The sequence below is a fragment of the Pseudoalteromonas sp. SCSIO 43101 genome, from assembly GCF_023650775.1.
GTDB classification, from domain to species: domain Bacteria; phylum Pseudomonadota; class Gammaproteobacteria; order Enterobacterales; family Alteromonadaceae; genus Pseudoalteromonas; species Pseudoalteromonas apostichopi.
The window spans coordinates 3,070,057-3,093,081 of the sequence record NZ_CP072673.1 but is presented as its reverse complement, the minus strand read 5'-3'; the positions used below and the strand labels follow the sequence as shown (position 1 = coordinate 3,093,081).

Annotated in this window: 18 protein-coding genes; 12 read left to right on the top strand and 6 right to left on the bottom strand. The window is 41.0% G+C overall.

All coding sequences use genetic code 11. The features are described 5' to 3' along the window. Positions 1-183: 183 nt before the first annotated feature. Complete coding sequence (locus J8Z25_RS14325) at positions 184-1,863, bottom strand: MASE1 domain-containing protein (RefSeq protein WP_250661250.1); 1,680 nt, start codon at positions 1,861-1,863, stop codon at positions 184-186. Between the two features lie 17 nt (positions 1,864-1,880). Then, a complete protein-coding gene (locus J8Z25_RS14320) occupies positions 1,881-2,426 on the bottom strand; it encodes a hypothetical protein (RefSeq protein ID WP_250661249.1) in 546 nt (181 codons plus the stop codon). Between the two features lie 144 nt (positions 2,427-2,570). On the opposite strand from J8Z25_RS14320, the gene J8Z25_RS14315 reads away from it, so the two are divergent. Then, a complete protein-coding gene (locus J8Z25_RS14315) occupies positions 2,571-3,209 on the top strand; it encodes a response regulator transcription factor (RefSeq protein ID WP_250661248.1) in 639 nt (212 codons plus the stop codon). A gap of 195 nt (positions 3,210-3,404) precedes the next feature. After that, positions 3,405-3,926: a hypothetical protein gene (locus J8Z25_RS14310; RefSeq protein WP_250661247.1), complete on the top strand. Its 522-nt coding sequence runs from the start codon at positions 3,405-3,407 to the stop codon at positions 3,924-3,926. A gap of 10 nt (positions 3,927-3,936) precedes the next feature. On the opposite strand, the gene J8Z25_RS14305 is transcribed toward J8Z25_RS14310, so the two are convergent. Further along, complete coding sequence (locus tag J8Z25_RS14305) at positions 3,937-5,502, bottom strand: MASE1 domain-containing protein (protein ID WP_250661246.1); 1,566 nt, start codon at positions 5,500-5,502, stop codon at positions 3,937-3,939. Next, positions 5,489-6,118 carry a response regulator transcription factor gene (locus J8Z25_RS14300; protein ID WP_239977529.1) on the bottom strand — a complete coding sequence of 210 codons (630 nt, stop codon included), beginning with the start codon at positions 6,116-6,118 and terminating at the stop codon, positions 5,489-5,491. The genes J8Z25_RS14305 and J8Z25_RS14300 overlap by 14 nt, the downstream gene beginning before the upstream one ends. Positions 6,119-6,364: 246 nt before the next feature. Between J8Z25_RS14300 and J8Z25_RS14295 the strand changes: the two genes are divergently transcribed. The 3 genes from J8Z25_RS14295 to J8Z25_RS14285 all read left to right on the top strand — a co-directional run bounded on the left by J8Z25_RS14295 (position 6,365) and on the right by J8Z25_RS14285 (position 11,853). Continuing rightward, positions 6,365-6,607, top strand: coding sequence for an HP1242/YdcH family protein (locus tag J8Z25_RS14295; protein ID WP_130050521.1), 243 nt, complete (start codon positions 6,365-6,367; stop codon positions 6,605-6,607). Between the two features lie 181 nt (positions 6,608-6,788). Next, the gene (locus J8Z25_RS14290) at positions 6,789-9,035 is read left to right on the top strand and encodes a S46 family peptidase (RefSeq protein WP_130050522.1); all 2,247 of its coding nucleotides are present in this window, start codon (positions 6,789-6,791) and stop codon (positions 9,033-9,035) included. 139 nt (positions 9,036-9,174) lie between these two features. Then, on the top strand, positions 9,175-11,853 hold the full coding sequence (locus J8Z25_RS14285; RefSeq protein ID WP_250661245.1) for a M14 family metallopeptidase: 2,679 nt from the start codon (positions 9,175-9,177) through the stop codon (positions 11,851-11,853). Between the two features lie 149 nt (positions 11,854-12,002). Here the strand turns inward: J8Z25_RS14285 and J8Z25_RS14280 are convergent, their stop codons facing one another. Beyond that, positions 12,003-13,463, bottom strand: a complete 1,461-nt coding sequence (locus J8Z25_RS14280; RefSeq protein ID WP_250661244.1) for a Gfo/Idh/MocA family protein — start codon at positions 13,461-13,463, stop codon at positions 12,003-12,005. A gap of 273 nt (positions 13,464-13,736) precedes the next feature. On the opposite strand from J8Z25_RS14280, the gene J8Z25_RS14275 reads away from it, so the two are divergent. Genes J8Z25_RS14275 through J8Z25_RS14250 form a run of 6 tightly spaced genes read left to right on the top strand, consistent with a single transcriptional unit; the run spans position 13,737 to position 20,437 of the window. Next, entirely contained in the window at positions 13,737-15,002 is a 1,266-nt protein-coding gene (locus J8Z25_RS14275) for a D-tagatose-bisphosphate aldolase, class II, non-catalytic subunit (RefSeq protein ID WP_250661243.1), read from the top strand. A 21-nt stretch (positions 15,003-15,023) separates the two neighbouring features. Beyond that, entirely contained in the window at positions 15,024-16,142 is a 1,119-nt protein-coding gene (locus J8Z25_RS14270; RefSeq protein WP_250661242.1) for an SIS domain-containing protein, read from the top strand. Positions 16,143-16,159: 17 nt separating this feature from the next. Continuing rightward, positions 16,160-17,083 (top strand): ROK family protein, encoded by a 924-nt coding sequence (locus J8Z25_RS14265; protein ID WP_250661241.1) that lies wholly within the window; start codon positions 16,160-16,162, stop codon positions 17,081-17,083. Further along, the gene (gene nagA, locus J8Z25_RS14260; protein WP_250661240.1) at positions 17,061-18,224 is read left to right on the top strand and encodes an N-acetylglucosamine-6-phosphate deacetylase; all 1,164 of its coding nucleotides are present in this window, start codon (positions 17,061-17,063) and stop codon (positions 18,222-18,224) included. Before J8Z25_RS14265 ends, nagA begins: the two co-directional genes overlap by 23 nt. Positions 18,225-18,237: 13 nt before the next feature. Next, on the top strand, positions 18,238-19,932 hold the full coding sequence (locus tag J8Z25_RS14255) for a GMC oxidoreductase (protein ID WP_250661239.1): 1,695 nt from the start codon (positions 18,238-18,240) through the stop codon (positions 19,930-19,932). Continuing rightward, positions 19,925-20,437, top strand: coding sequence for a hypothetical protein (locus J8Z25_RS14250; protein WP_250661238.1), 513 nt, complete (start codon positions 19,925-19,927; stop codon positions 20,435-20,437). Before J8Z25_RS14255 ends, J8Z25_RS14250 begins: the two co-directional genes overlap by 8 nt. Positions 20,438-20,469: 32 nt before the next feature. On the opposite strand, the gene J8Z25_RS14245 is transcribed toward J8Z25_RS14250, so the two are convergent. Beyond that, the gene (locus J8Z25_RS14245) at positions 20,470-21,798 is read right to left on the bottom strand and encodes a sugar MFS transporter (RefSeq protein WP_205987922.1); all 1,329 of its coding nucleotides are present in this window, start codon (positions 21,796-21,798) and stop codon (positions 20,470-20,472) included. Between the two features lie 160 nt (positions 21,799-21,958). Between J8Z25_RS14245 and agaR the strand changes: the two genes are divergently transcribed. Then, positions 21,959-22,723, top strand: coding sequence for a transcriptional repressor AgaR (gene agaR, locus J8Z25_RS14240; RefSeq protein WP_130050530.1), 765 nt, complete (start codon positions 21,959-21,961; stop codon positions 22,721-22,723). The last annotated feature ends 302 nt before the right edge of the window (positions 22,724-23,025 follow it).

Below are 23,025 nucleotides of genomic sequence, written 5' to 3'. Positions count from 1 at the left end.
CGCTCATACAAAACAGCGGCTTACTGGCTGACTCACCAAATATCATAAAAGCCTCGCAGCAATGCGGGGCTTTTTCTTTCTATATCTTTACGTAATTAAGAAAAACCACTCCGCTCATACAAAAAGTGGTTTACTGGCTTTGAATAAGAGTATTAAAGGGAGAGTGTGACGAGTTTTCACTGTTTAGTTTATGGCTACTGCGTAGTAACCATTATGTGTAGTAGTGAAATTTATCATTATTGTTAAACCACCAAATTCACCATTTTTAAACTGTGTTTTACCATTAAGAACTGAAACACGTTCAACAATTCCTAACACTCCAAACCCTCCTTTTGAATTAGAATTTAGCTGTGCAGATAAGCCAATACCATTGTCATTAATGATTACTTCAAGCTTATTTTGTAGATAAGTTATATCGATTGAAAACTCTGTGGCCAGAGAATGCTTAACAGCATTGGTTGATGCCTCTTGGCATATACGGAATATAGCTATTTTAAAATCATCATTTAAGTTATCTATCGGTCCACTTATTTTGCATTGATAAGCTATTCCAGCTTCATTTAGGTGCTCAGAGAATAACTCGCTTTTTAATGCTGCTTCTAAACCCAATTCGTCTAATAGACGAGGTCTCAGCCAGTGCATTAACCTATATACCGAGTCATACATATGGCTTGAAACGTTTTGGAGTCGTGTAATTGTCGATGCTAGCTCGTTATGGTTGGCTGTTTTCTTTTCTAATATTGCAATATTTGTTTTTAAAGCTGTTAGGTTTTGACCTATATCATCATGTAATTCTTGTGAAAGCTGGCTTCGCTCAGATTCTTGAACATTGACAACTTTAGTGGCTAAGTTTTGAGTTAGCGTGCTAAGTTCAATTAATTCTTTATTTTGCTCTAATAATGCGGATTTAGACTTATTTAATTCAGTAACAAATGCACTGAGTAAAAGAGCCAGAACGCTGTAACTTATTATGTAAAGTTGCGTAGTCAGGAGTAACTCGGTTTCATTCACACCATAGACGTTAATGAGTAAGGATATAACAGTTACACTTGCATAGCTCAGAGCCCCTAAGGCCCCGTATCGATAGCTAAACCATATCAATGGAAATATAGCGAGCATTCGCAAGAGATAAAGTGATTTAGGTTCAAACAAATAAACCCCAATAAAAACAGTGAGGCAAAAACACAGCTGCACTAAGAGAGTACTAACCTCTTTAGTTATGAGTTTATTTAATTGCTGGTAAATTGTTTTAGCATGAAACGCGAAAAGCAACATGATAAGTGTCGTTATGATACCGCCAAGCTGATGAGCTAACATCATTTCAAAACGATCTTCATCAGCAATAAGCCGGTACTTGTTTTGGCTATCACTCGGTAAGATAATGAGCATTGATCGTATAAAGCGATATGAAATTGCAATAAATAATACTGTAACAGCACTTTTAACAGTTTGAATATCTAATCGAACTTTGAAAAGCTTTGCCAGCAGAAGAGGAGTAAGAATCAAAAACTCTCGGCATGCAAAGCTAACAAGCCTATAGAGGGCATCATCAAGAGGAACATCATAAAAATACCAAACATAACTGATTTGTCCTAATGTAAAACCGACTGCTAATGCTGGCCAATAACGCAAAGGAAAAAACAGATAACAAACTACTCTAAAGCCAACCGGAAAGTACCAGCTAACAAAGTCCTCATACACAACATAGTTAAAGGAAAATAAATAAAGACTATTTTCGATAATGGGTGCAATTAAAACGATTAAGCACGATAACAGTACAAACTTTACAATTTCAGTGCGCTTGATGCTTTTAAAGTGAGAAGCAAGAGTACCAAAAGAACTTTTGTTGAAGACTCTATCCATGAGTAAGCATAACCTTTTTATAATATGTAAACTTGCGTCGTATCAAACTGTTGTTTGGCGCTAGGGTTGCACAAAGTATAACGTTGTGTAACTTGGATTTCAGCTTTATTACCAATAAGTTGTAATAAATGCCCTTTAGCAATATCAGACATATTACGCTTATGCTTCACAATCACTTCACGGCCTAGAGCCCCTTGCAAGCGTGGTTTAGGGAAAGCTGTTTTGGTTACTGGCTTGATATGCTCGCACTGAGTAAAATAATCTAAACATCGCTGTTTGGCTTTATTGATGGTTTCATCGTTACTTTTAATTATGTCCACATTTTTGATGAAATGAACAAAAGCGGCATTACGTGAAGTAAAGTTAGCTGCAACATCCGTTAAGGCTTTCGCTTCTGGCCATTTTCGCATTACTACGTATTTATTTTTACCTGTTTTGACTAGGTTAGTAGACCCTTTTGTCATTTTACTTGTCCACTCAATACGATAATTTGACTCACCTATGTAATGTAGTAATACGGTGATGTTTTGAAAGTGGCTTGTTTCCCCTGCGATCTTTTTCATGGCTATTTCCTTGTCATTTTGGGTAAGCTTACTAGGAGGGCATCAAAAAAATTATTTCCACTTTTCTTAGGCTTATAAGAATTTTTCTTACCTTAGTGCGCCACTACCGCGTTATAATGGGACTAATCAATACATGGAGTTGTTATGAAATTTGCGCTTATTGACGATCATCAAATGGTAAGAGAAGGTTTTAAGGCTCTTATCGAAGAAGAAGACCCTGATTGGCAAGTTTCTTTTGAAGCTAGTAGCTACAGTGAGTGTCTACACAAAATAGATGATATTGATATCGATTGCTTCGTTATCGACATTTCTCTGCCAGATAGAAATGGGTTAGAAGTCGCTCAACTAATTGGCAAGAAGTTACCAAGTGCTAGGCGTATCATTTTGAGTATGTATGAGGAAAAGTCTTACATTCAAAGAGCGTTAGACTTAGGTGTTGATGCTTATCTATCGAAACGAGATGCAGCTGAAGAGCTAATAACTGCAATACATTCTATCGTTAAAAACCAACTATTTTTAAGCCCATCAATTAACACGCATTTCTTGAAACCTCAAAAAACTGACAATGTATTAAACAAGCTTACGCGAAGAGAGTTAGAAGTTTTTAAGCTACTTGCGCAGGGCTTTAATGCGAAACAAATTTCACAAGTGATTGATATAATACCTAAAACGGCTCATGTTCATCGTGCTAGCATTATGAGCAAACTTAACTTAACTTCGCAAATTCAAATTACTAAACTAGCTCTTGAAAAAGGGGTAATTCTTATTGATGAAATAGGGTAGTTTTGACAGCGTCAGTAATACTAAAAATATACAGGTTTTAACTAGTTAGTTATATATACCTAACTAGCTCACTTAATAGCTATAGCCTGCAAACTATGAATTTTTCTTAGGCACACTAAGAAAGTAGCTAATTACCATAACGGTTTGTTCTTTATATCCTTTAAATCTAATTTACTTATGTTTAAAGGATTGAAAATGAGTGTTATTGAGGGAAGTACTAAGGAGTTTGGCAATACCACTATCCTGCTTCATAGTTTGGGTTCTTCTTGTTACAGAATTGAATGGTATAGCAGGATGACGGGCGCATCGACGAGTTTAGCAAGGCTCAAGCAAGGTAAATACGTCGTTATTCGTAAATGGGCGCAAGTGAAAAAAATGTCTGATGTTTCGAGTGAATTTAGCAGCCGAAATAGCGCGTTAATACACTTTCTAAATAACGTCGATATTGTTAAATCACATGATGACTGGATCTGTGCTGCTAAGCAGCACTGTCTTAACTTGTTTGTCGAAAATGAAGGCCTTAAACCTGTTAGCAAAGCGAACTTTCCTAAACCGAGGCTGCAGGGTGCGATTGGTAAAGAGGTGGTTGTTAAATCTAGGTTGGGGGAAAAGGAAATAGCGCATGGCTTGTTGTTACAGCTTATTGGCAATCAAGCTGAAATTCAGCTTGCGAATATGAAGAAAAAATTTTTTACCAAGCAAGTTTATTTAATGTAAATTTTTGCATTCAAATACCAAAATGCACTTCAATTTTAAATCCATCTATTTCAGTAACTGTATACGTGCCATCAAGTGCAATAACTCGCTCTTCAATAAATGATAATCCGTAGCCACCAGATTGTTGTTGTGTGGCTTTCGCTTTGCCATTATCTGTAATATTAAGGTGTATATACTGTTCGTGAGCGGCCAAGCTAAGCCTTAGCTCTGTGGCTGTACTGTGTTTGATGCAGTTTGTTACAGCTTCTTGGCAAATTCTGTAGATAGCTGTTTGATGTTCATCTGATATTGCTGACTTTAAGCTTATTTCAGCTATGTAATTGATAGATGCTTTATTTAGCAAAGACTTAAAGCGGCCCTCTTTAAGTGCCTGCACAAGGCCTAGTTCATCAAGCTCCCTTGGTCTGAGATGATGCATAATCTGATAGACAGAATCATACATCGCTTTTGCATTTTCTTTTAGGCCATCAACGAGTGCGTTTTCATTATTTTGTTGTGCGATAGAAAGCACAGTTAAGTCTGTTTTGAGAGCTGTCAGGTTTTGGCCTAATTCGTCATGTAGTTCTTGAGACAAGTACTTTCGCTCATTTTCTTGAACAGTCACCATACGTTTAGCGAGTTGTTTATTTTTCTCAAGAAGTGCCGTGAGTTTTTCGTTGCTGGCTTGTAGTTGATTATTTTTGATCTTTAACTCGTTAGTGGCAGTCCCTATTAGCAGGCCTGTTACTGAATTCGCTAAGATGAATAATTGGCTAATGTAAGTATTGGTCGCATCTTGTGTGGGGCCTGCTTGTGCAACGATCAGCACATTACTTACCAATGCACTTGCTATAGCACCTTTAATACCAAATTTATAAGAGAACCAAATTACCGGCAGAAGGGAGCAAAGGCGTAGCAAGGGGTAAAGATCTGAGTGACTTAGGTAACTCACTATGTAAAGAAACCCCAGTGTGAATAAGCTTAAAAAAATAACCGCATGATGACGAGAAAACAGACGGCTATAACTTTGGCTGATTAACAATAATACGGGGGCGACTAATAATGTCCCCGTCAGGTCGCCTAATGTCATATTGAGTTGATATTGTAATACTTGCTTACCTTCTAACCAGGTTGTGAATTCAAAGGCGCTCGAGAACAAAAACCATTTGAAAGAAGCTGAAAAAACGGCAAGTAGAATTAGCGACAAAGCACCTGAATTGGAGGTAACTTTTGGTGGCCAGCGGCTTTTCTTAAAGCTGTAGACAATAGCCATATAGGTTAATTCTTGAAAGAAACCATGAAATAAATCAAAGCTCCATTCGCCATTGTAATAGACACCTGAATATGACACATAAAGCCTAGAGGCAATCCAAAGCATTGGCCAAAATCGCACAGGCAATATAACAAAGAATGCAAGCTTCACCCCCGCAGGCAGGTAAATTGCGCTACTTTGGGTAACGGTTTCTAAATGATTACTCACCCAAGAGGATAAATATAAAGCAAGAAAGTAAAGCGCAAACACCAATAACTGGTTAAATACTTCAGTTATAAAGCTATGTGAAGGGTACTCTTTTGAGACGAGCTTATGCCAGTTCATCAATTGTGATAATCCCGGAATCTATAGCAATTTTTAATAATTCAAATGAATTACTGACTTCAAGTTTGTTGTATATATTTGTTTTATGCACATGGGCTGTTTTGGGCATCATATCGAGTTGTTGTGCCACTTGTTTGGCATTCAAGCCTTTGGCAAATAAGGGAAGTGCTTCTTTCTCTCTGGGTGTTAAAAGTGTGAGTTTACTTGACGGAGAGGTGGTATTAAATTTCACATCTTCACTGATGTAACGCCCTCCATTAATGACTGAATTGACCGCATCAATTAAAGCTTCTGATGCTGAGCGCTTAGATACATAAGCTTGTACGCCCAACTTTAGAGCATTGCTAACATAAGGTTCGTAGTCGTACATAGAAGCAACGATCGTTTTTATGTCGGGGAAGTGAGTGTTTAAATAAGAAAGAAATGCGAGTCCGTTTTCACCATCATGCATTGAAATATCAACAATAAATATATCAGGTGTCTCTAAGCTAACGGCAAGTTTTGCTTCAGTGACTGAGCAGGCTTCTATTACAACTTGCCATCCTGTTTGTAGCTCTAATAATTTTTTAAAACTATCCCTAACAAGCTGATGATCTTCAATGATTCCAATACGCATAATCCCTCCATAGAATTTTTATTATATCCCCAGTTCAATGAGTTATGTCTAGGAATTATTCTTATATATTAAATTTGCGTTTATATGTTGTCATTTTAAAGCAACGAAACTCTTGGAGTGTTTCTAGTTCTACTCCATGTTCTGAATCGTTGTGATTATTGATCTCGGACAAGGTTGCTGCGTTGACTCTGTTTGTTACAGTGATACAGTGAATTTGAACTTAAATTCTAGCCAAAGGAGTTGCCCATGCTAGGCGAAAAACACTCGTTATTGAACGAATTCCCGGAGTTTAATGAATTAATCCATAATCTTGCTAAAAATGATGCTCACTTCAAGAAAACCATGCAGCGTTATGATGAGATGGATAAAGAAATTCGTGAGCTTGAATTGCAAAATTCGCCAATTGAAGATGCGGATATGCATGAAAAGAAACACCAACGCGCCGCGCTAAAAGATGAACTTTATGACTTTTTAAAAGCCAACACTTAACAATTTAAAAAGCTAATGCCCCTACCAATTGCATACTCATAGTAGGGGCTTTTTATTTTCTGTTTTTACTACTCAATCGTAGTTAATCGCAATATCCCTTTACTCAATCAAGGTTATGGTAGTCTTAGCGCGATTTTTTCAGGCAACAATAGAATAGTGCTTTGCACTGACTAGGATTAACATGATTAAAAAAAATATTATTACTACTTCATTAGCACTAATGGGTGTTGTCGCTGTAGGTAGCGCATACGCTGATGAAGGGCAGTGGCAACCGCATCAATTAAAACAATTACAAAGCGAGTTTGACCGCGTTGGTATCGAATTACCGGCTTCACAAGTGGCAGATCTCAACCAATACCCACTCAATGCAGTGGTTGGTTTAGGTTATTGCTCTGCGTCATTTGTGTCACCAAAAGGCTTGGCGGTAACTAATCATCACTGTGCTTATGGCGCGATTCAAAATAACAGCACACCAGAAAACAACTTAATTGAAAAAGGCTTTTTAGCAGCTGACTTATCAAAAGAGCTACCTGCAGGCCCACAAGAGCGTTTGTATGTAACAGAACAAGTGGATGATGTCACTGAGCGCGTACTGGGTAACTTACCCGCAGAACTACACGGCAAAGCGCGTTATGAGGCGATTCAAGCGAACCGCAAGGCGTTGATCAGCGAGTGTGAATCAGATCCTAACTACCGTTGTACGGTTCGAGATTTTCACCATGGCTTAGAGTACTTCATGATCAAGCAACTAATGATCAAAGATGTGCGCTTAGTTTATGCCCCAGCAGAAGCATTGGGTAATTTTGGTGGTGACATCGATAACTTTGAATACCCACGTCATACAGCTGATTTTACGTTTGTACGTGGCTATGTCGGTAAAGATGGTAAACCTGCAGATTACAGCGAAGATAACGTACCTTATGAGCCAAAGTCGTTCTTAAAAGTGAATGCGAGCGGCGTAAGCTTAGGGGATGGTGTGTTGGTGGCAGGTTATCCGGGTCGTACAAGCCGCTATAAACTAGCAGACGAAGTAAATTATTCAGCGAGTTGGTATTACCCGACACTGCTTAATACTTACAACATGACCCTTGATGTGATTGCCAAGCAGAGTGAAGGCGATGAGCAAGCACAGGTAAAATATGCCTCTCGTGTAAAAAGCACCAACAACCGTTTAAAGAAACTCGAAGGTTTACAAGACGGTTTTAAAGTAACGGATATTCCGGGAATTAAAGCTGCGCAAGAGCAAGAATACCTAGCTTGGTTTGCACAAAGTGCTGAACGTAAAGCCTATGCAGATTCATATCACGCATTAAAGTCATTATTAGTTGAAGCACATGCTCAGCAACAAAGTCACTTTTACTTTGATTATGCAAAACGAGCAGACTTACTAAGCACTGCAATTCGTTTATACCGCTTAGCAAAAGAGAGCGAAAAACCTAATGCAGAGCGCGAAATGGGCTACCAAGAGCGCGATCTTCCTATGCTTAAAGCCCGTTTAGAGCGCTTGCAAAAGCAATTTACACCTGAGGTCGATAAAGCTTTATGGTTAAGCTACTTAGGTAACTATTTAGCACAAGACAAAGCTGCGCAAGTAGCGGCATTAAACAATGGCTTAGGTATCACAGACACTACAACACAAGCCGAACTTGATGCGATTGTAGCTTCTTTTTACGCTAAAACAGAACTTACAGATACAGCAACGCGTGTTAGCTGGATAGGTAAATCAGTAGCCGAATTTGAAGCATCAAATGACCCATTCATTAAATTAGCTGTTGCGCTATACGATACCAATATGGCACAAGAGGCTGACGAAAAAGAAATGGCCGGTCGTTTAGCTGAAATTCGTCCGCAATATATGCAAGCAGTCATCGCCTTTAATAATGCTAAAGGTAAGCCAGTTTACCCAGATGCAAATGGCACTTTACGCGTAAGCTATGCACAAGTTGATGGTTACCCAGCAGCAGATGCTGTGTATAAAACACCTTTTACATCACTACGTGGTTTAGTAGCTAAACACACAGGTGAAAAACCATTTGTTGTTACAGATAAAGTACTTGAAGCATATAAAAAGCAAGCGTTTGGTGCGTACTACCGCGGTGACTTAGGTTTACCAGGTGTCAGCTGTAGTTTATTCAGCTTTGGTTGTGAGCCACAAGCGGCTAAACCACTTGAAGTAAACTCAGTTCCTGTAAACTTTTTAAGTAGCGCTGATACCACTGGAGGTAACTCAGGTTCGCCAGTAATGAATGGTAAAGGTGAATTAGTAGGCCTTAATTTTGACTCGACTTATGAATCAATCACCAAAGATTGGTACTTTAATGCGAAGATCACCCGTGCGATCCACGTTGATATTCGATATATGCTTTGGTTAATGGAAGAAGTTGATAACGCAGGTTACCTACTTGATGAAATGACCCTAGTTAAATAGCCCCGCTATTTTGAAAATAACCGCAGCAATCGCTGCGGTTTTTTTATGTCTTTAATTTATGCCAATCTAACGTTTTTAATTTGTTTATTTTCAATACTTTTGTAATGTACAAAATAGATACTTTTATTTGGGAAACATAATGAGCGCCAAACAAATAATAAAAGCCATTTCAGTGAGTGTTGTGGCAATAACGGCAAGCTTTAATGCCAGTGCAACGAATACTGAAGCAATGTGGCCGGGCACAGCTTACGAAAAGCAAATACCGACATTTAAACAAGTACTAGGGTACGACGTAGGTGAGCGCATCACTAATTACAGCGATATGCGCCGTTATCTTAGCGCCCTTGAACAGGCTGCGCCTGATCGTATTAAAGTGTTTAAGTACGCAAACAGCTGGGAAGGTCGTGAGCTGGTTTATGCGGTGGTTGGAACCGCTGAGCATATTCGTTCATTAGAAACCCTTGCGAATGACACACAAGCTTTGGCTGATCCGCGTATTACCTCTGAAAAAGAAGCGAAGTCGCTAATAAAAAATTTACCGACGTCTGTGTGGCTTCAATATGCAGTGCACGGTAATGAAATTAGCTCAACCGATGCTGCATTATTTACAGCGTATCACTTATTAGCAGCTCCGAATGATGCCGTTAACAGCAAAATTTTAGACAACACCGTGGTCTTTATCGACCCATTACAAAACCCAGATGGTCGTGAGCGCTTTGTTACACGTTACTATGCAAGCGTCGGTCTTGAGCACAGTGCTGATAGGTTAAGTGCAGAACATAATGAGCCGTGGCCAAGAGGCCGAACAAATCATTATTTGTTTGATATGAATCGTGATTGGTTAGCGCTTACTCAGCCTGAAAGTAAGGGAAAAGTGGCAGCAATCAATAAATATAAACCACAAGTGGTGGTGGATATTCATGAAATGGGCGGCGATCAATCTTACTACTTTGCACCAGCTGCTCAACCATTTAACCCGCATATGACGAAAACTCAAATCGCCAACATGGATGCAATTGGTCAAAATCATGCGAAGTATTTTGATGAGTTTGGCTTTGATTATTTTACCCGAGAAATTTTTGACGCCTTTTATCCTGGCTACGGCGATAGCTGGCCAGTATTTTATGGTGCGTCTGCATCAACCTACGAAGTCGGCTCAGCCAGAGGTCATGTATTTGAGAAAAACACTGGTGAGCTGCTCACTTATTTTAATACTGTAAAACGTCAATTTGTGGCCTCAATCTCGACCGCCGAAGGTGCAGCCAATCAACGCGAAAAATTACTGGGTGACTTTTATCAATATCAAGTTGATGCAATTGATTCGGGTAAAGATAGCAAAGATCGTGTTTATATTTTACCTAAGCAAAGTAACCGTGAAGGAGCTCATAGACTAGCAACCTTAATGGCTGAACATGGTGTTGAAGTTAAACAAGCAACCGAAGATTTCAAAGCTTGTGGTGTTAAGTATAAAGCGGGTAGCTACTTTATTGATACCGCGCAGCCACGTGGGGTATTTGTACGCACCACGTTTACAGACCAAGTAGATATGGCTGAGGCATTTGTAAAAGAGCAAGAAAGACGCCGTGCTCGTAACCTAGGTGATGAAATTTACGATGTCACAGGTTGGTCACTGCCGATGATGTTTAATGTTGATAGCGATAGTTGTGGTCGCGCTGTTAGCGCAGACAGTAAAGCAGTTAAGGCCGACGACACATTGCTTGGTAAAGTGAATAACCCAGATGCCTCAGTGGCTTATATTGTTGCCTGGGGCGATACGGCCGCAGCACGATTTTTAACAGCGGCACTACAAGCTGGCATTAAACTGAAAAGTGCTGACCAAGCATTTGTATTAGGTGATAAAACTAACTACCCAGCGGGGAGCTTAGTAATCGAGAAGCGCCTAAACGAAAAGGACTTACTAACTAAAATTAGCCAAATTGCTGAGCAAACTGGTGCAATTGTTGATGGTGTGGATTCAAGCTGGGTGATTGAAGGCCCAAGCTTTGGTAGTAACAAAACAGTGCCTATGGTGGCACCAAAAGTGGCGATTGCATGGGATGCCGCTACTCGTGAGCTAAGCGCCGGTAACACTCGTTTTGTTATCGAAAGGCAGCTTGGCTACCCAGTAACCGCGATTCGTACGCCAATGCTTGCATGGGCTGATTTAAGTGATTACCAAGTGCTTATTTTACCAGAAGGTAATTACGAGCAAGCATTAGGTAAATCTGGCGCAGCTAATTTAAAAAGCTGGGTTGAAGCGGGCGGCGTGTTGATTGCCCTAGGTAATGCAAACCGTTTTACCACTAATGTTGATTACGGCTTATTAGATGTGAAGCGAGAGCAAGCTTACCGAGAAGATAAAGCCGATAGCAGCGATAATAAAAGCAGCAAAGTGGCAGGACAGTTATTCACTTCTCGTGATGATTTGAAAGCGGCAAGCATCGAGCCACACACATCGCCGGACTATGTAGCCGGTGTACTTGCTAATGTTGAAGTAGATCAAGAGCATTGGTTAACGGCTGGGGTTGATAAAGACCTCGTTGCGGTGGCTTATGGTAATGATATTTACACGCCAATAAAACTTAACTCAGGTAAAAACTTAGCGTGGTTTACAGGTAAAGACGATGTGCTGGCAAGTGGTTACCTTTGGCAGCAAAATAAAGCGCAGCTTGCATATAAACCATTGCTTGTGCATCAACCTCAAGGCAAAGGCATGGTGATTGGCTTTACACAATCACCAACCTATCGTGCCTACCTTGAAGGCATGAATGTACTTTTAACTAACACGATTTTCCGTGCTGCAGCACATGCTCAATAAGGTCATAGTCTAATCAAAGAGCCCGCCGATGTTGCGGGCTTTTTTGTAGGTAAAATTTTGCTAAAACAGCTATAAAGGTAATGATAAAGAAAATAAAAAAGCCCGCAGGGCAAAGGGCGGGCTTTTTAGTATTCCAAGGAGAGAAAGTGTTAAGACACAATCCCCAGCGGCTTGCCTGTTTGCCAAGCGCCACGGGTAAAGTCTGGAATTGTTTTGCTGTTACTTCTATCAGCAACCGATGCCATACTTTGCGGGAAGATTGATGACCATGCTGCAGCATCGTATACATCTTGATCAAGTGGCTCATTATTGCGCAAGCAGTAGATCATGCGCCAAAGCATAATGAAGTCCATACCGCCGTGACCACCGTTACGAACCGCTTCTTCACCCATGCGTTTCCAAAGTGGATGATCAAACTCGGCACGCCACTTTTCCATATCTTGATCCCAGCTATGGAAATTTTGCATATGTGGCTTACGACCTTGCGAGCCGGCTTTTTCCCACGCAGCGAGCTCTGCTTCATATTGCTGTTGATAAATTTTCGCGATAGCTGGTGGCACATCTTCAAGGGCAATACGATTAGGGAAACCTGCAAATGTACCATTAGTACCTTGAATTAGGTTATGGCGGCTATACGGACGAGGGCTAGTGGTATCGTGCTGAACCATAATGCTACGACCTTTCACTGTTTTAATAATGCTGGTGTTCATGTCGCCAGCAGTAAATTTAAGTGAACGACGTTCGTGGCCTGCAGGGAATTCACGTTCTGCGTAGGCTGCGCGGCCAAGAGCAGGAGAGCTGACTGATGTAACAAAGTCAAAGCGATCACCACGGTTGATGTTCATATACTGAGAAACCGGGCCTAAACCATGAGTTGGGTATAAGTTACCGTTTACTTTCGTATGCCAGTAAGTGCGCCAAGAGCCGGTGCTACGGTCGATTTCTTTCATCTGCCAACGCAGGTCATGAATATAAGCGGCTTCACCATGTAGTAACTCGCCAAATACGCCCTTTCGAACCATGTTTAATACCATTAACTCGTCGCGACCGTAGTTAACGTTTTCCATCATCATACAGTTCTTTTGTGTGCGTTCAGCAGTGTTCACTAGTTGCCAGCATTCTTCCATTGTGGTGGCTGCTGGTACTTCAACAAAGGCATCTTTACCACTTTCCATGGTCTCAACACTCATTGGTGTGTGCCATTTCCAAGGTGTTGAAATGATCACAATGTCGATGTCATCGCGAGCAAGCATGTCTAAATAGGCTTTATCAGAACCCGTATAAGCAGTTGGTTTAGGTAAGCCTTTTTCAACAACATAGTTAACAGACTTATCAAGCATTAGCTGATCTGTATCGCAAATAGCTTTAATTTCAACACCTTCAATATGGCAAAGGTGTTTTACATGGCCGCTACCACGTTGACCAACTCCGATAAAACCAACACGTACCACATCCATTGCTGGCACAGCTAAGCCCATTACGCTTTTACCTTGTGCAGCAAGTGGGGTGCTTTGATTATCACCTTGTTGGCTTTTCGCACAGCCAGTCACGACTGTCGCGGCGGTAATGGCTGCGGCAGATTTTAAAAAACTACGTCTATCTATTGTCATAACGATACCTAAATCACTGAGATTATTTTAATAGTGGGTTTCAGTTATTTCTGTTATATCGCAACTCAAAGTTAATTACAATTAAATGCTTTCAAAATCTTTCGTAATTGCAGGGTTTATCATTTGAAGTCTTATTAAACCCTATGTTAAGCGTGCTATTAACTTACCCTAGCCTTTCGTTGTCTTTCGTTTTATTGCGAAGTGTTTCGCGCTGTGCTACTGTAATTTCAAATCACGTATCTAACCAATAGCGTAAGCTGCTTGGAGAAAACCATGAATGCATTAAAAACGATTATAAATAACAATCGAGTAGGGCAAGCGCAGGGAATTTATTCTGTGTGCTGTGCACACCCGCTCGTTATCGAAGCAGCGATGTTGCAAGCTCTCAATGATGGCACTGAAGTTTTAATTGAAGCTACGGCGAATCAAGTTAATCAGTTTGGCGGTTACACAGGTATGAAGCCCCATGATTTTGTTGAATTTGTCCATGCAATAGCCGAAAAGGTAGGGTTAGGTACCCAGCGCATTATTTTAGGTGGGGATCATTTAGGCCCAGTGTGTTGGGTGAATGAGCCTGCAGAGGTTGCGATGGAAAAAGCTGTTGAACTAGTAAAAGCCTATGTAAGCGCTGGTTTTAAGAAAATTCATTTAGATGCCAGTATGCCATGTGATGACGATGGAGAGCGTTTGGCTGATGCTGTGATTGCCGAGCGTGCAGCATTGATGTGTCAAGCTGCCGAGTCGGTCTCAGAAGATAACGATATTGTCTATGTAGTGGGTACTGAGGTTCCTCCTCCGGGTGGCGCTACTGAGGAGCATGATACGATTGAAGTGTCGCATGTTGAAGGTGTACAGCAAACAATAGAATTACATCAGGCTGCGTTTGCTAAATTTAATATTAGTGATGTGTGGTCGCGTGTTATTGCTGTTGTTGTGCAGCCAGGGGTTGAGTTTGATAATCATCAAGTATTTAACTATCAACGTAATGAGGCGCAAAAACTGAAAGAATTTATAACCCATGTCGACAACCTAGTTTATGAGGCTCACTCAACGGATTATCAGCCTGATCACTGCTACCATGAGCTAGTGAAAGATCACTTTGCAATATTGAAGGTAGGCCCACAGCTTACTTATGCACTTCGTGAAGGCCTATTTGCTTTATCTTATATTGAAGACCAGTTAATTGATCCTGCCAAGCGTTCTAATTTACGTGATGTATGTGAGCGGATCATGCTTGAAAAACCGCATTACTGGAATAAATTTTACCCAACAGAAGGCGCTCAAGCGAAGTTATTTAGAGCTTACAGTTATAGCGACCGTATTCGTTACTACTGGCCTGAAGATGAAATAAAGCAAACGGTAGAAACCTTGTTTGATAATTTAGAAGAGCAAATCATTCCACAAACCTTGCTTAGTCAGTTTATGCCAATGCAATACAAAGCATTAATCAATGGCCAAATTAACTCATCACCGCGTGAGTTAGTACTTAATAAAATAATGGAAGTAACGAATACCTATTCGCTTGCTTGTAATCAATAGGTGGTGTTGAGAGAATTTATTATGACGCAGTATTTATTATTAAACGAAACAGAACTTAAGCAAAAGAACGCTTATTGGACAGCAAGAGAAATCTCTCAGCAGCCAGAATCATGGTGTAATACCGCCGCTATTATCGAAACACATCGAGCAGAAATAAACGCATTTTTAGCCCCGCTTCTGCTATTAAAGGAATTACAAATAGTATTAACTGGCGCTGGCACATCAGCTTATGTTGGCGAAGTATTAGCACCACACTTAACTGCCAAAACAGATTTAAATGTGCGCGCAGTCAGCACTACAGATATTGTGTCTAACCCACATGGTTTTTTACAAAAGGGTACGCCAACCTTACTTATTTCTTATGCGCGTTCAGGTAATAGCCCTGAAAGTGTCGCTGCGGTCGATATCGCTGAGCAAGTCGTTGAAAAATGCTATCACTTAGTGATTACCTGTAATGAAAGCGGTGAGTTAGCTAAAAGAGCTGCGATTAAAAGCAATAGCTTTAGTGTACTTATGCCGAAAGAAACCCTTGATGAAAGCTTTGCAATGACCAGTAGTTTTACTTCGATGTTGCTTTCAACGTTATGTATTTTTACCCCTGATGTTAATCAGCTTACACAAGTGACAAGGCAAACAGAGCAGCTGCTCGAAACTCAACTCGATGAGGTTAGGAACTTTGCGCAAACTGATATTGAACGCTTGGTGTTTTTAGGGGCTGGTTCCTTAATTGGTTACGCAAAAGAAGCGGCCTTAAAGTGTTTAGAATTAACGAATGGTGACTTAATTAGTTATTTTGAAACGCCACTCGGTTTTCGCCATGGCCCTAAAACTATTATTAACGATAAAACAGCAGTGTTGTTGATGGCCTCGAGTGATTTTTATAGTAGTTTGTATGATGCTGATTTATATAATGAACTATTAAATGACCAACAATGTTCTGCGGTCAAAAAGCTGGCTTTAAATAGTGAACTGGTCGAGCTAGATGATGTTTGGCAAGGTCTGTATTATATTGTCTATTGTCAGATTTTTGCATTTTATAAATCAATGTCACTCGGTTTAACACCTGATAATCCTTGCCCTACGGGCGAAGTTAACCGTGTTGTAAAAGGGGTAACTATTTACCCATTAACTTCTCGCTAAGTAGTATTGGGTAAAGCATGGCTGTTTACGGACTTGATATTGGCGGTACAAAAATCGAAACCGCCATTTTTAATGATAATTTAGAGCAACAGCAAAGTTGGCGTATTACCACGCCAACCGATGACTATCAGCAATTTTTGCAAGCAATTTATCAGCAAGTGCTCAAAGCCGATAAGCTGACAGGTTGCCAAGGTGCTGTGGGCATAGGGATGCCTGGTATTGTTAATGATGCAGGTAAAGTGTTGTCGGCTAATGTGCCGTGTGCCACAGGCAAAGTGATTGCTACAGATCTTCAAGCATTATTAAAACGCCCTGTTGCGATATTAAATGACACCCGATGTTTCGCCTTATCAGAAGCAAATGGCGGAGCTGGTGAAGGTTATAGCCGAGTATTCGGTGCCATTGTTGGCACTGGTGCGGCGGGCGGTATGTGTATTGATGGAACCTTGTTTAACCAAGGCTTAGGTATGTCGGGGGAGTATGGTCATTTACCACTGTCTGCGTATCTGCAACAAAAATATCAATTGCCAGTTTTGAAGTGTGGCTGTGGTTTAAATGGCTGTGTCGAAAGTTATATTGCAGGGCCCGGTGTACAAACCTTGTATCAGCATATTACGCAATCTCCTAAATCAGCGATTGAATGGGCGAACGATATCAAGCGCTCAGATGAGCAAGCTTTAAAGGTGCTCGCTTGTTACTTAGACATTCTTGGTGAAACCTTTGCTGCCATTAGTAAAAGTTTGCACCCAGAAGTTATCGTGCTTGGGGGTGGGTTGTCGCTCATTGATGCAATAGTAGAAAAACTACCTGACGCTATTCAAACTCATTTATTTTCAGGTTTTGCCGTGCCCGAAGTGAAGCGTGCAAAATTTGGTGATTCTAGCGGCGTGCGGGGCGCTGCAATAATAGGAAGTGTTCATGCTAATTCCAAAGCATCTTAATCGCTATTACTTAAAAGCCGCAAAAGTTGTTACTGATGATGCCGTTTTACTCGATCATGCAGTATTGGTCGAGCAAGGCAAAATTAGTGCTATTACCACGCAAATAGAGCCCGAGATCGAGGTAATAGAGTTAGGCGAACATAGCTTATTTCCGGGCTTTATCGATTTGCATATTCATGGCCGTGAAGGCTGCGATATTATGGACGGTACCCCTGAATCGCTTGAGACTATTTCTCGTTCTTTAGCAAAGCACGGCGTTACGGGTTTTGTTGGCACAACGGTGACCGCAGACTGGGACGTATCAATTCAAGCTTATAAAAATATGGCGACTGCTTATAAAAAAGGCTTGGCTGGTGCACAGTTACTGGGAGCTTATAACGAAGGTCTATTCTTTGCAGAAGCGCATAAAGGGGCGCATAACGAGTCATTTTTTTTAGAGCTCACTAAACAGCGATTTGATGAAATTTATGCAGCATGTGAAGGTTGTTTAAGCTCATTTGCGTTAGCGCCAGAACTACTTAAATCACCCGACATGATCCGCTATATCACTGATAAAGGTGTGCGTGTCATGCTGGGTCATACAGATGCTAATTTTGAGCAAGCATCACAAGCACTTGCTCATGGTGCTTGTGGTGGTGTGCATATTTTTAATGGTATGCGCGGTATTCATCATCGTGACCCCGGTTGTACCGGCGCACTATTAATGGACAAGGATGCAATGGTTGAGCTTATTCCTGATGGTATTCATTTGCACCCGAGCATAATGAACATGGTATATCGTTTAAAAGGAGCAGATAAAATTGCTCTAATTACAGACTGTGTGAGCGCTGGAGGTTTACAAGATGGTCGCTACCGTTTAGGTGAGCTTCCTATTGTGGTTGAGCAAGGTGTTGCGCGAACTGAAAGCGGCTCTTTAGCTGGCAGCACATTAACCATGGAAGTGGGCGTTGAACGATTCTATAGCCTAACCGACGCGAGCCTAGTTGAAGCAACTAAAATGGCGAGTTTAGTACCCGCTGAGTTTTTAAATAAAGCGGAGCAAATAGGGAGTATTGCGGTAGGTAAACAAGCTAATTTTGCCCTGCTCGATAAAGACTTTTCTGTGCAAGCAACGATCTGTGCGGGTAAGCAAATCTTTTAAAAGTTAAGTGAGAATGCAGGCAAAAGTATTTGATGCCATTGTTATTGGCAGTGGCATTACTGGCGGCTGGGCTGCTAAAGAACTGACCGAAAAAGGGCTCAATGTACTGCTACTGGAACGTGGTAGGCAGGTTGTGCACGGTACTGACTATATCACTGCCTTTAAAGATGATTGGCAACTGCCATTTCGCGATAGGCCCAGCTTACTAGAAAAACAGAATCAAGCTAAACAAGCGCGCACTGGCTATGCCACCAAGCAGTCAATAAAGCACTGGTTTGTAAATGACTTACAGCACCCTTATCAAGAAATACAGCGTTTTGATTGGATCAGAGGTTACCACCTTGGCGGGCGTTCATTAACTTGGGGACGGCAATGCTTACGCCTCAGTGATATAGATTTTGCAGCCAACAAACAAGATGGTCACGGTGTTGATTGGCCTGTGCGTTATCCAGATATTGCGCCTTGGTACGATAAAGTCGAAGCCTACATTGGGGTTATTGGCGAAGCGCTGAACTTATCTCAGCTACCTGACGGACCTTACTTGCCTCCCTTCGCACTTAATGCAGTAGAACAGCAACTTAAACAAAGTTTATTAACCCACTACACTAATCGGCACCTAACAATCGGGCGAGTGGCGCATTTAACCAAGGCAAAGCCTGAACAAGGTCGTGCCCCATGCAGCAAGCGCAACCGTTGTATGCGAGGTTGTCCAACCGGTAGTTATTTTAGTAGTTTAGCCTCGACCTTACCTGCAGCGATGCGTACTGGGCGACTCACTATTCAGACTCACTCCATTGCCAAAGAGATTATTTACAACCCAGAAACTAGGCAAGCCACGGGTGTGACAGTGATAGATGCTGAATCTAAAAAAGAGCGTATCGAGCGAGCGAACATCATTTTTTGCTGTGCATCAACGGTAGCTACAACAGCCTTGTTATTAAATTCAACCTCTGCACGTTTTCCAAATGGCTTAGGGAACGATAGTGGAGAGCTTGGCCATAACCTCATGGATCACCATTTTAGGGTTGGTGCAACGGGTGAACCAAAAGGTTTTGCTGATGACTTTAATGATGGCGACAGACCCGTTGGTTTTCATATCCCGCGATTTCGAAACCTTGATGATAAAGAGCAACATAGCTTTATTCGTGGTTATGGCTATCAAGGGTACGCAACACGTAAAGATTGGCGACGCGGTTTTAAAGAGCTTAGCTTTGGTAAAGCTTTTCGAGAAGAGCTTGCCAAACCAGGGCCTTGGCAAGTTGCATTGATAGGTTTTGGTGAATGCCTGCCTTATCATCACAATAAAATGAGCTTAGATCCGGTATTAAAAGATCAATGGGGATTACCTTTAGTTAATTTCGATTGCCAATTTGGTGAAAACGAACAGCGAATGCGCGAGGATATGAAAGCGCAAGCTGTCGAGATGCTAACCAAAGCAGGTTACCAAAATGTGCAAGCTTACGATAAAGGTTCAGCGCCAGGGCAAGCTATTCACGAGATGGGAACCGCGCGAATGGGGCATGATGCTACAAGTTCAGTGCTTAACCGTTATAACCAAATTCATAGTGTGCGTAACGTCTATGTCACTGATGGCTCGTTTATGTGCTCGTCGGCTTATCAGAATCCTTCGTTAACCTATATGGCATTTACTGCAAGAGCCGCTGATCATGCTGTACGGCATTATCAAAATGGAGTGTTTAATGGCTGATCTACAAAGGCGAAATGCGATTAAATGTTTAGCAGCATTATTAGGTGTCGCTATTACGCCAGTGGCTGCGACTCAATTATTTGATAAAACGGATGATAGCCATTTTGAGGTACTTAAAGCTGCGGCGCATCGGGATGTGGTCACGCAAATGCAGGCGGTTATTTTAGAGCTAGAGCCAAATGAGCAGCTGTACTTTGATTTAGTCGCATTTACAGATTTAATGCTAGCAAATACGCTAAATGCGGCTGAACGCACTTCATGTTTAAAAGGCGCAGAGCTGATTGCTGCAGGTGATCTTTCATTGCCGCAATTAGCAGATAAACTCACTGGTTTATTTACTATCTCTTTGCAGCAGCAACAGCACATAATAGCGCAGCAAGCCTTACCTCTTTCAGAAGTGAGCCCTGATAAGCGTGACGAGTACTTAATTTATAAGTGTATTTTTACTGTGCGTGAATTTTTGCTACTGGGCTATTTCACATCAGAAAAATTGCAGGCTAGTTAAATAGTAAAACAACTGAGCCTGCGAAGACGTTACTAACGCCAACTTGTTAGCTTGTGACCAATCAGCGCGTAATAAAGAATAAACGCATAGCAGGGGATCAACAAATAGTAAGCTTGTTGTGCATTGCCTGTGTACTGTGCAAATACACCGTATACCAAAGGTAACAAAGCACCACCAGAAATACCCATAATGAGTAATGCCGCGCCAGTTTGGGTTTTATCGCCAAGGTTTGCAAGGGCCATAGGCCAAATCGTTGGCCATACCAGCGCATTCGATAAGCCAAGTAATGCAACAAATAACACGGTATCTGGAAAACTGTTATCAGCAAGCCAAAAGAGCACTACGTTTGCAATCGCTGTTTGTTGCGGTTCAATCAAAATGATACCAAGTGAAAACACACAACCACTTAACGCAGAAAATATCAGCGCCTGTTGCTGACTAAAAAAGCGAGGAATTAACACAATACCTAAAACATAACCTAGCACCATAAAGCCCATGGTGTAAGAGGTGAGCTCAGCGAACTGCAATACCCCTTGCTCTTTGCCGTAAAGGCCAATGGTGTCGCCAGCAATGACTTCGGCACCTATGTAAAAGAATAGGGCTATCACGCCTAAAACTAAGTGTGGAAATTGCAGAACTGATTTACTCTCGCTGTTGTTACTTGATTGTGGTTGCTCGATATCAGGTAAGGGGGCTAGCATGATTAAAGCTGCTAAAATGGCTAACGCAATTGCCATTACAAAATAAGGTGTGATTAAACGATTTGCCAGTTCTTGTAACTGTAATTGCTTTTGAATGCTGTTCAATTGAGCAAGGGCTTCTGGACTAAAGCTAGCAATATCGCTAAACACAATCGCAGAGAAGAGAAGTGGAGCCACCACACCTGCGCTTTTATTAAGAATACCCATAATACTAATGCGCACGGCTGCAGTGTCTTTAGATCCAATTAGCACGATGTAAGGATTCGCAGCGGTTTGTAGTAAGGTGAGGCCACTACCTAGGGTAAATAAAGCAACTAAAAATAACCAATACGCTTGAGTTTGTGCCGCAGGAATAAACAGCAGTGCGCCTAATGCCATGGTGCCTAAACCAAACGACATACCATGCTTATAACTGAAGATTTGTAATATCTTAGCGCTTGGCAGTGCCATCACGGTATAGGCAATATAAAACACCAGAGTCACCATGTAGGCTTCTATATGGTTGAGATCGCAGACCATTTGTAAAAATGGGATCAAGGAGCCATTAAGCCAAGTTATAAAGCCAAATAAGAAAAACAAGCCACCAATGATCAACATCGGCAGTAACTGCGTGCGGTTGGTGTGTTCTGTTTGCTCTAACAGTGAGCTTTGTGTTGTCATTTTTGTCACCAAATAAGTTTATTGTGAAACAATCATAAAACAAATTTCGTAAGTTTTGAAAGCTTTATTTAATTTCGAAACTAAGTTTGGCTTTAAAACTGTAAATTGTGTAATATTGAACTACAAATTTGAAAGCAGCTATTAAAACAACAGGCCAGCTATGCTAACCACAATAGAAAGAAGACAAAAAATCGTCCTGATGACCGAGGAACATGGCAAAGTAAACGTTAAAGAACTTGCTAAAACCTTTGATATTTCGGAGGTTAGCATTCGCCACGATCTTAACGAGCTAGGTAAACGTGGCTTAGTTGTTCGTTCGCGTGGCGGAGCAATTGCTTGCGATAAACTCGCTAAAGAGCTTTCGGTGAAAGATAAGCATAATGAAAACTACGCTGTGAAAGTGCTACTAGCTAAAGCTGTAGCAAACTTAGTTGATGATGGCGACTCATTAATTATTGATTCTGGCACCACCACAGAAGAAGTTGCCAAAGCATTAACCAATAAGCAGGGCCTTACGGTGATGACAAACGGCCTTAATATAGCCCATGTGCTGGCTGATATTGATGATGCAAATGTGTTTATGCTGGGTGGACAATTACGAAAGAAATCAATGTCTTTCTATTCAAATGAAGTTGAACAAGCACTCAGTAAGTATAACTTTAAAAAGGTTATTTTAGGGGTTGATGGTATCGACTCGGAAGCGGGGATCACCACCCATTATGAGCCTGAGGCAATGTTGAATCGAACTATGTGTACCCGTGCAGATAAAGTTATTGCTGTGACCGACTCAAGTAAATTTGGTAAGCGTGCCTTGTATAATGTACTACCTCTAAAATCAATCGATGTGCTGGTTACAGACAAAAATATGCCAGCGGAGTTCATTGAATCATTAACGAGCTTAGGTATCGAGGTGATTACAGTTTAACTTTCCAGTTAAAAATAATTGCAAAAAGGTGGCTTTAGCTGCCTTTTTTATTATCTAAAAAGACCAAACTAGCCCACCTCACAGAAAATCTTCGAAAAAAAATATTATCGAAACTTTCGAAATTAAAACCTTATCTTTAAAGGCGTTCAGCGCCTTTTTTATTATTTTGAAATACCATTTCGTAACTGTCGAAAGTTTCGATAGGTAATTAATTGTTGATGGACTGTTTCATTTTGTTATAAATTAAATGTAAGGCCTTACTCATTACCATTTTTATGGTGAAGAAATCTGAACATTTAAAA

Excerpts from the sequence above, each read along its gene's own strand:
- J8Z25_RS14275 (WP_250661243.1), top strand. The coding sequence starts at position 13,737 with ATGAATGCATTAAAAACGATTATAAATAACAATCGAGTAGGGCAAGCG.
- J8Z25_RS14320 (WP_250661249.1), bottom strand. The coding sequence starts at position 2,426 with ATGAAAAAGATCGCAGGGGAAACAAGCCACTTTCAAAACATCACCGTA.
- J8Z25_RS14310 (WP_250661247.1), top strand. The coding sequence starts at position 3,405 with ATGAGTGTTATTGAGGGAAGTACTAAGGAGTTTGGCAATACCACTATC.
- J8Z25_RS14290 (WP_130050522.1), top strand. The coding sequence starts at position 6,789 with ATGATTAAAAAAAATATTATTACTACTTCATTAGCACTAATGGGTGTT.
- J8Z25_RS14255 (WP_250661239.1), top strand. The coding sequence starts at position 18,238 with ATGCAGGCAAAAGTATTTGATGCCATTGTTATTGGCAGTGGCATTACT.
- J8Z25_RS14300 (WP_239977529.1), bottom strand. The coding sequence starts at position 6,118 with ATGCGTATTGGAATCATTGAAGATCATCAGCTTGTTAGGGATAGTTTT.
- J8Z25_RS14325 (WP_250661250.1), bottom strand. The coding sequence starts at position 1,863 with ATGGATAGAGTCTTCAACAAAAGTTCTTTTGGTACTCTTGCTTCTCAC.
- J8Z25_RS14245 (WP_205987922.1), bottom strand. The coding sequence starts at position 21,798 with ATGACAACACAAAGCTCACTGTTAGAGCAAACAGAACACACCAACCGC.
- J8Z25_RS14270 (WP_250661242.1), top strand. The coding sequence starts at position 15,024 with ATGACGCAGTATTTATTATTAAACGAAACAGAACTTAAGCAAAAGAAC.
- J8Z25_RS14285 (WP_250661245.1), top strand. The coding sequence starts at position 9,175 with ATGAGCGCCAAACAAATAATAAAAGCCATTTCAGTGAGTGTTGTGGCA.
- J8Z25_RS14250 (WP_250661238.1), top strand. The coding sequence starts at position 19,925 with ATGGCTGATCTACAAAGGCGAAATGCGATTAAATGTTTAGCAGCATTA.
- J8Z25_RS14315 (WP_250661248.1), top strand. The coding sequence starts at position 2,571 with ATGAAATTTGCGCTTATTGACGATCATCAAATGGTAAGAGAAGGTTTT.
- J8Z25_RS14305 (WP_250661246.1), bottom strand. The coding sequence starts at position 5,502 with ATGAACTGGCATAAGCTCGTCTCAAAAGAGTACCCTTCACATAGCTTT.
- J8Z25_RS14265 (WP_250661241.1), top strand. The coding sequence starts at position 16,160 with ATGGCTGTTTACGGACTTGATATTGGCGGTACAAAAATCGAAACCGCC.
- J8Z25_RS14295 (WP_130050521.1), top strand. The coding sequence starts at position 6,365 with ATGCTAGGCGAAAAACACTCGTTATTGAACGAATTCCCGGAGTTTAAT.
- agaR (WP_130050530.1), top strand. The coding sequence starts at position 21,959 with ATGCTAACCACAATAGAAAGAAGACAAAAAATCGTCCTGATGACCGAG.
- nagA (WP_250661240.1), top strand. The coding sequence starts at position 17,061 with ATGCTAATTCCAAAGCATCTTAATCGCTATTACTTAAAAGCCGCAAAA.
- J8Z25_RS14280 (WP_250661244.1), bottom strand. The coding sequence starts at position 13,463 with ATGACAATAGATAGACGTAGTTTTTTAAAATCTGCCGCAGCCATTACC.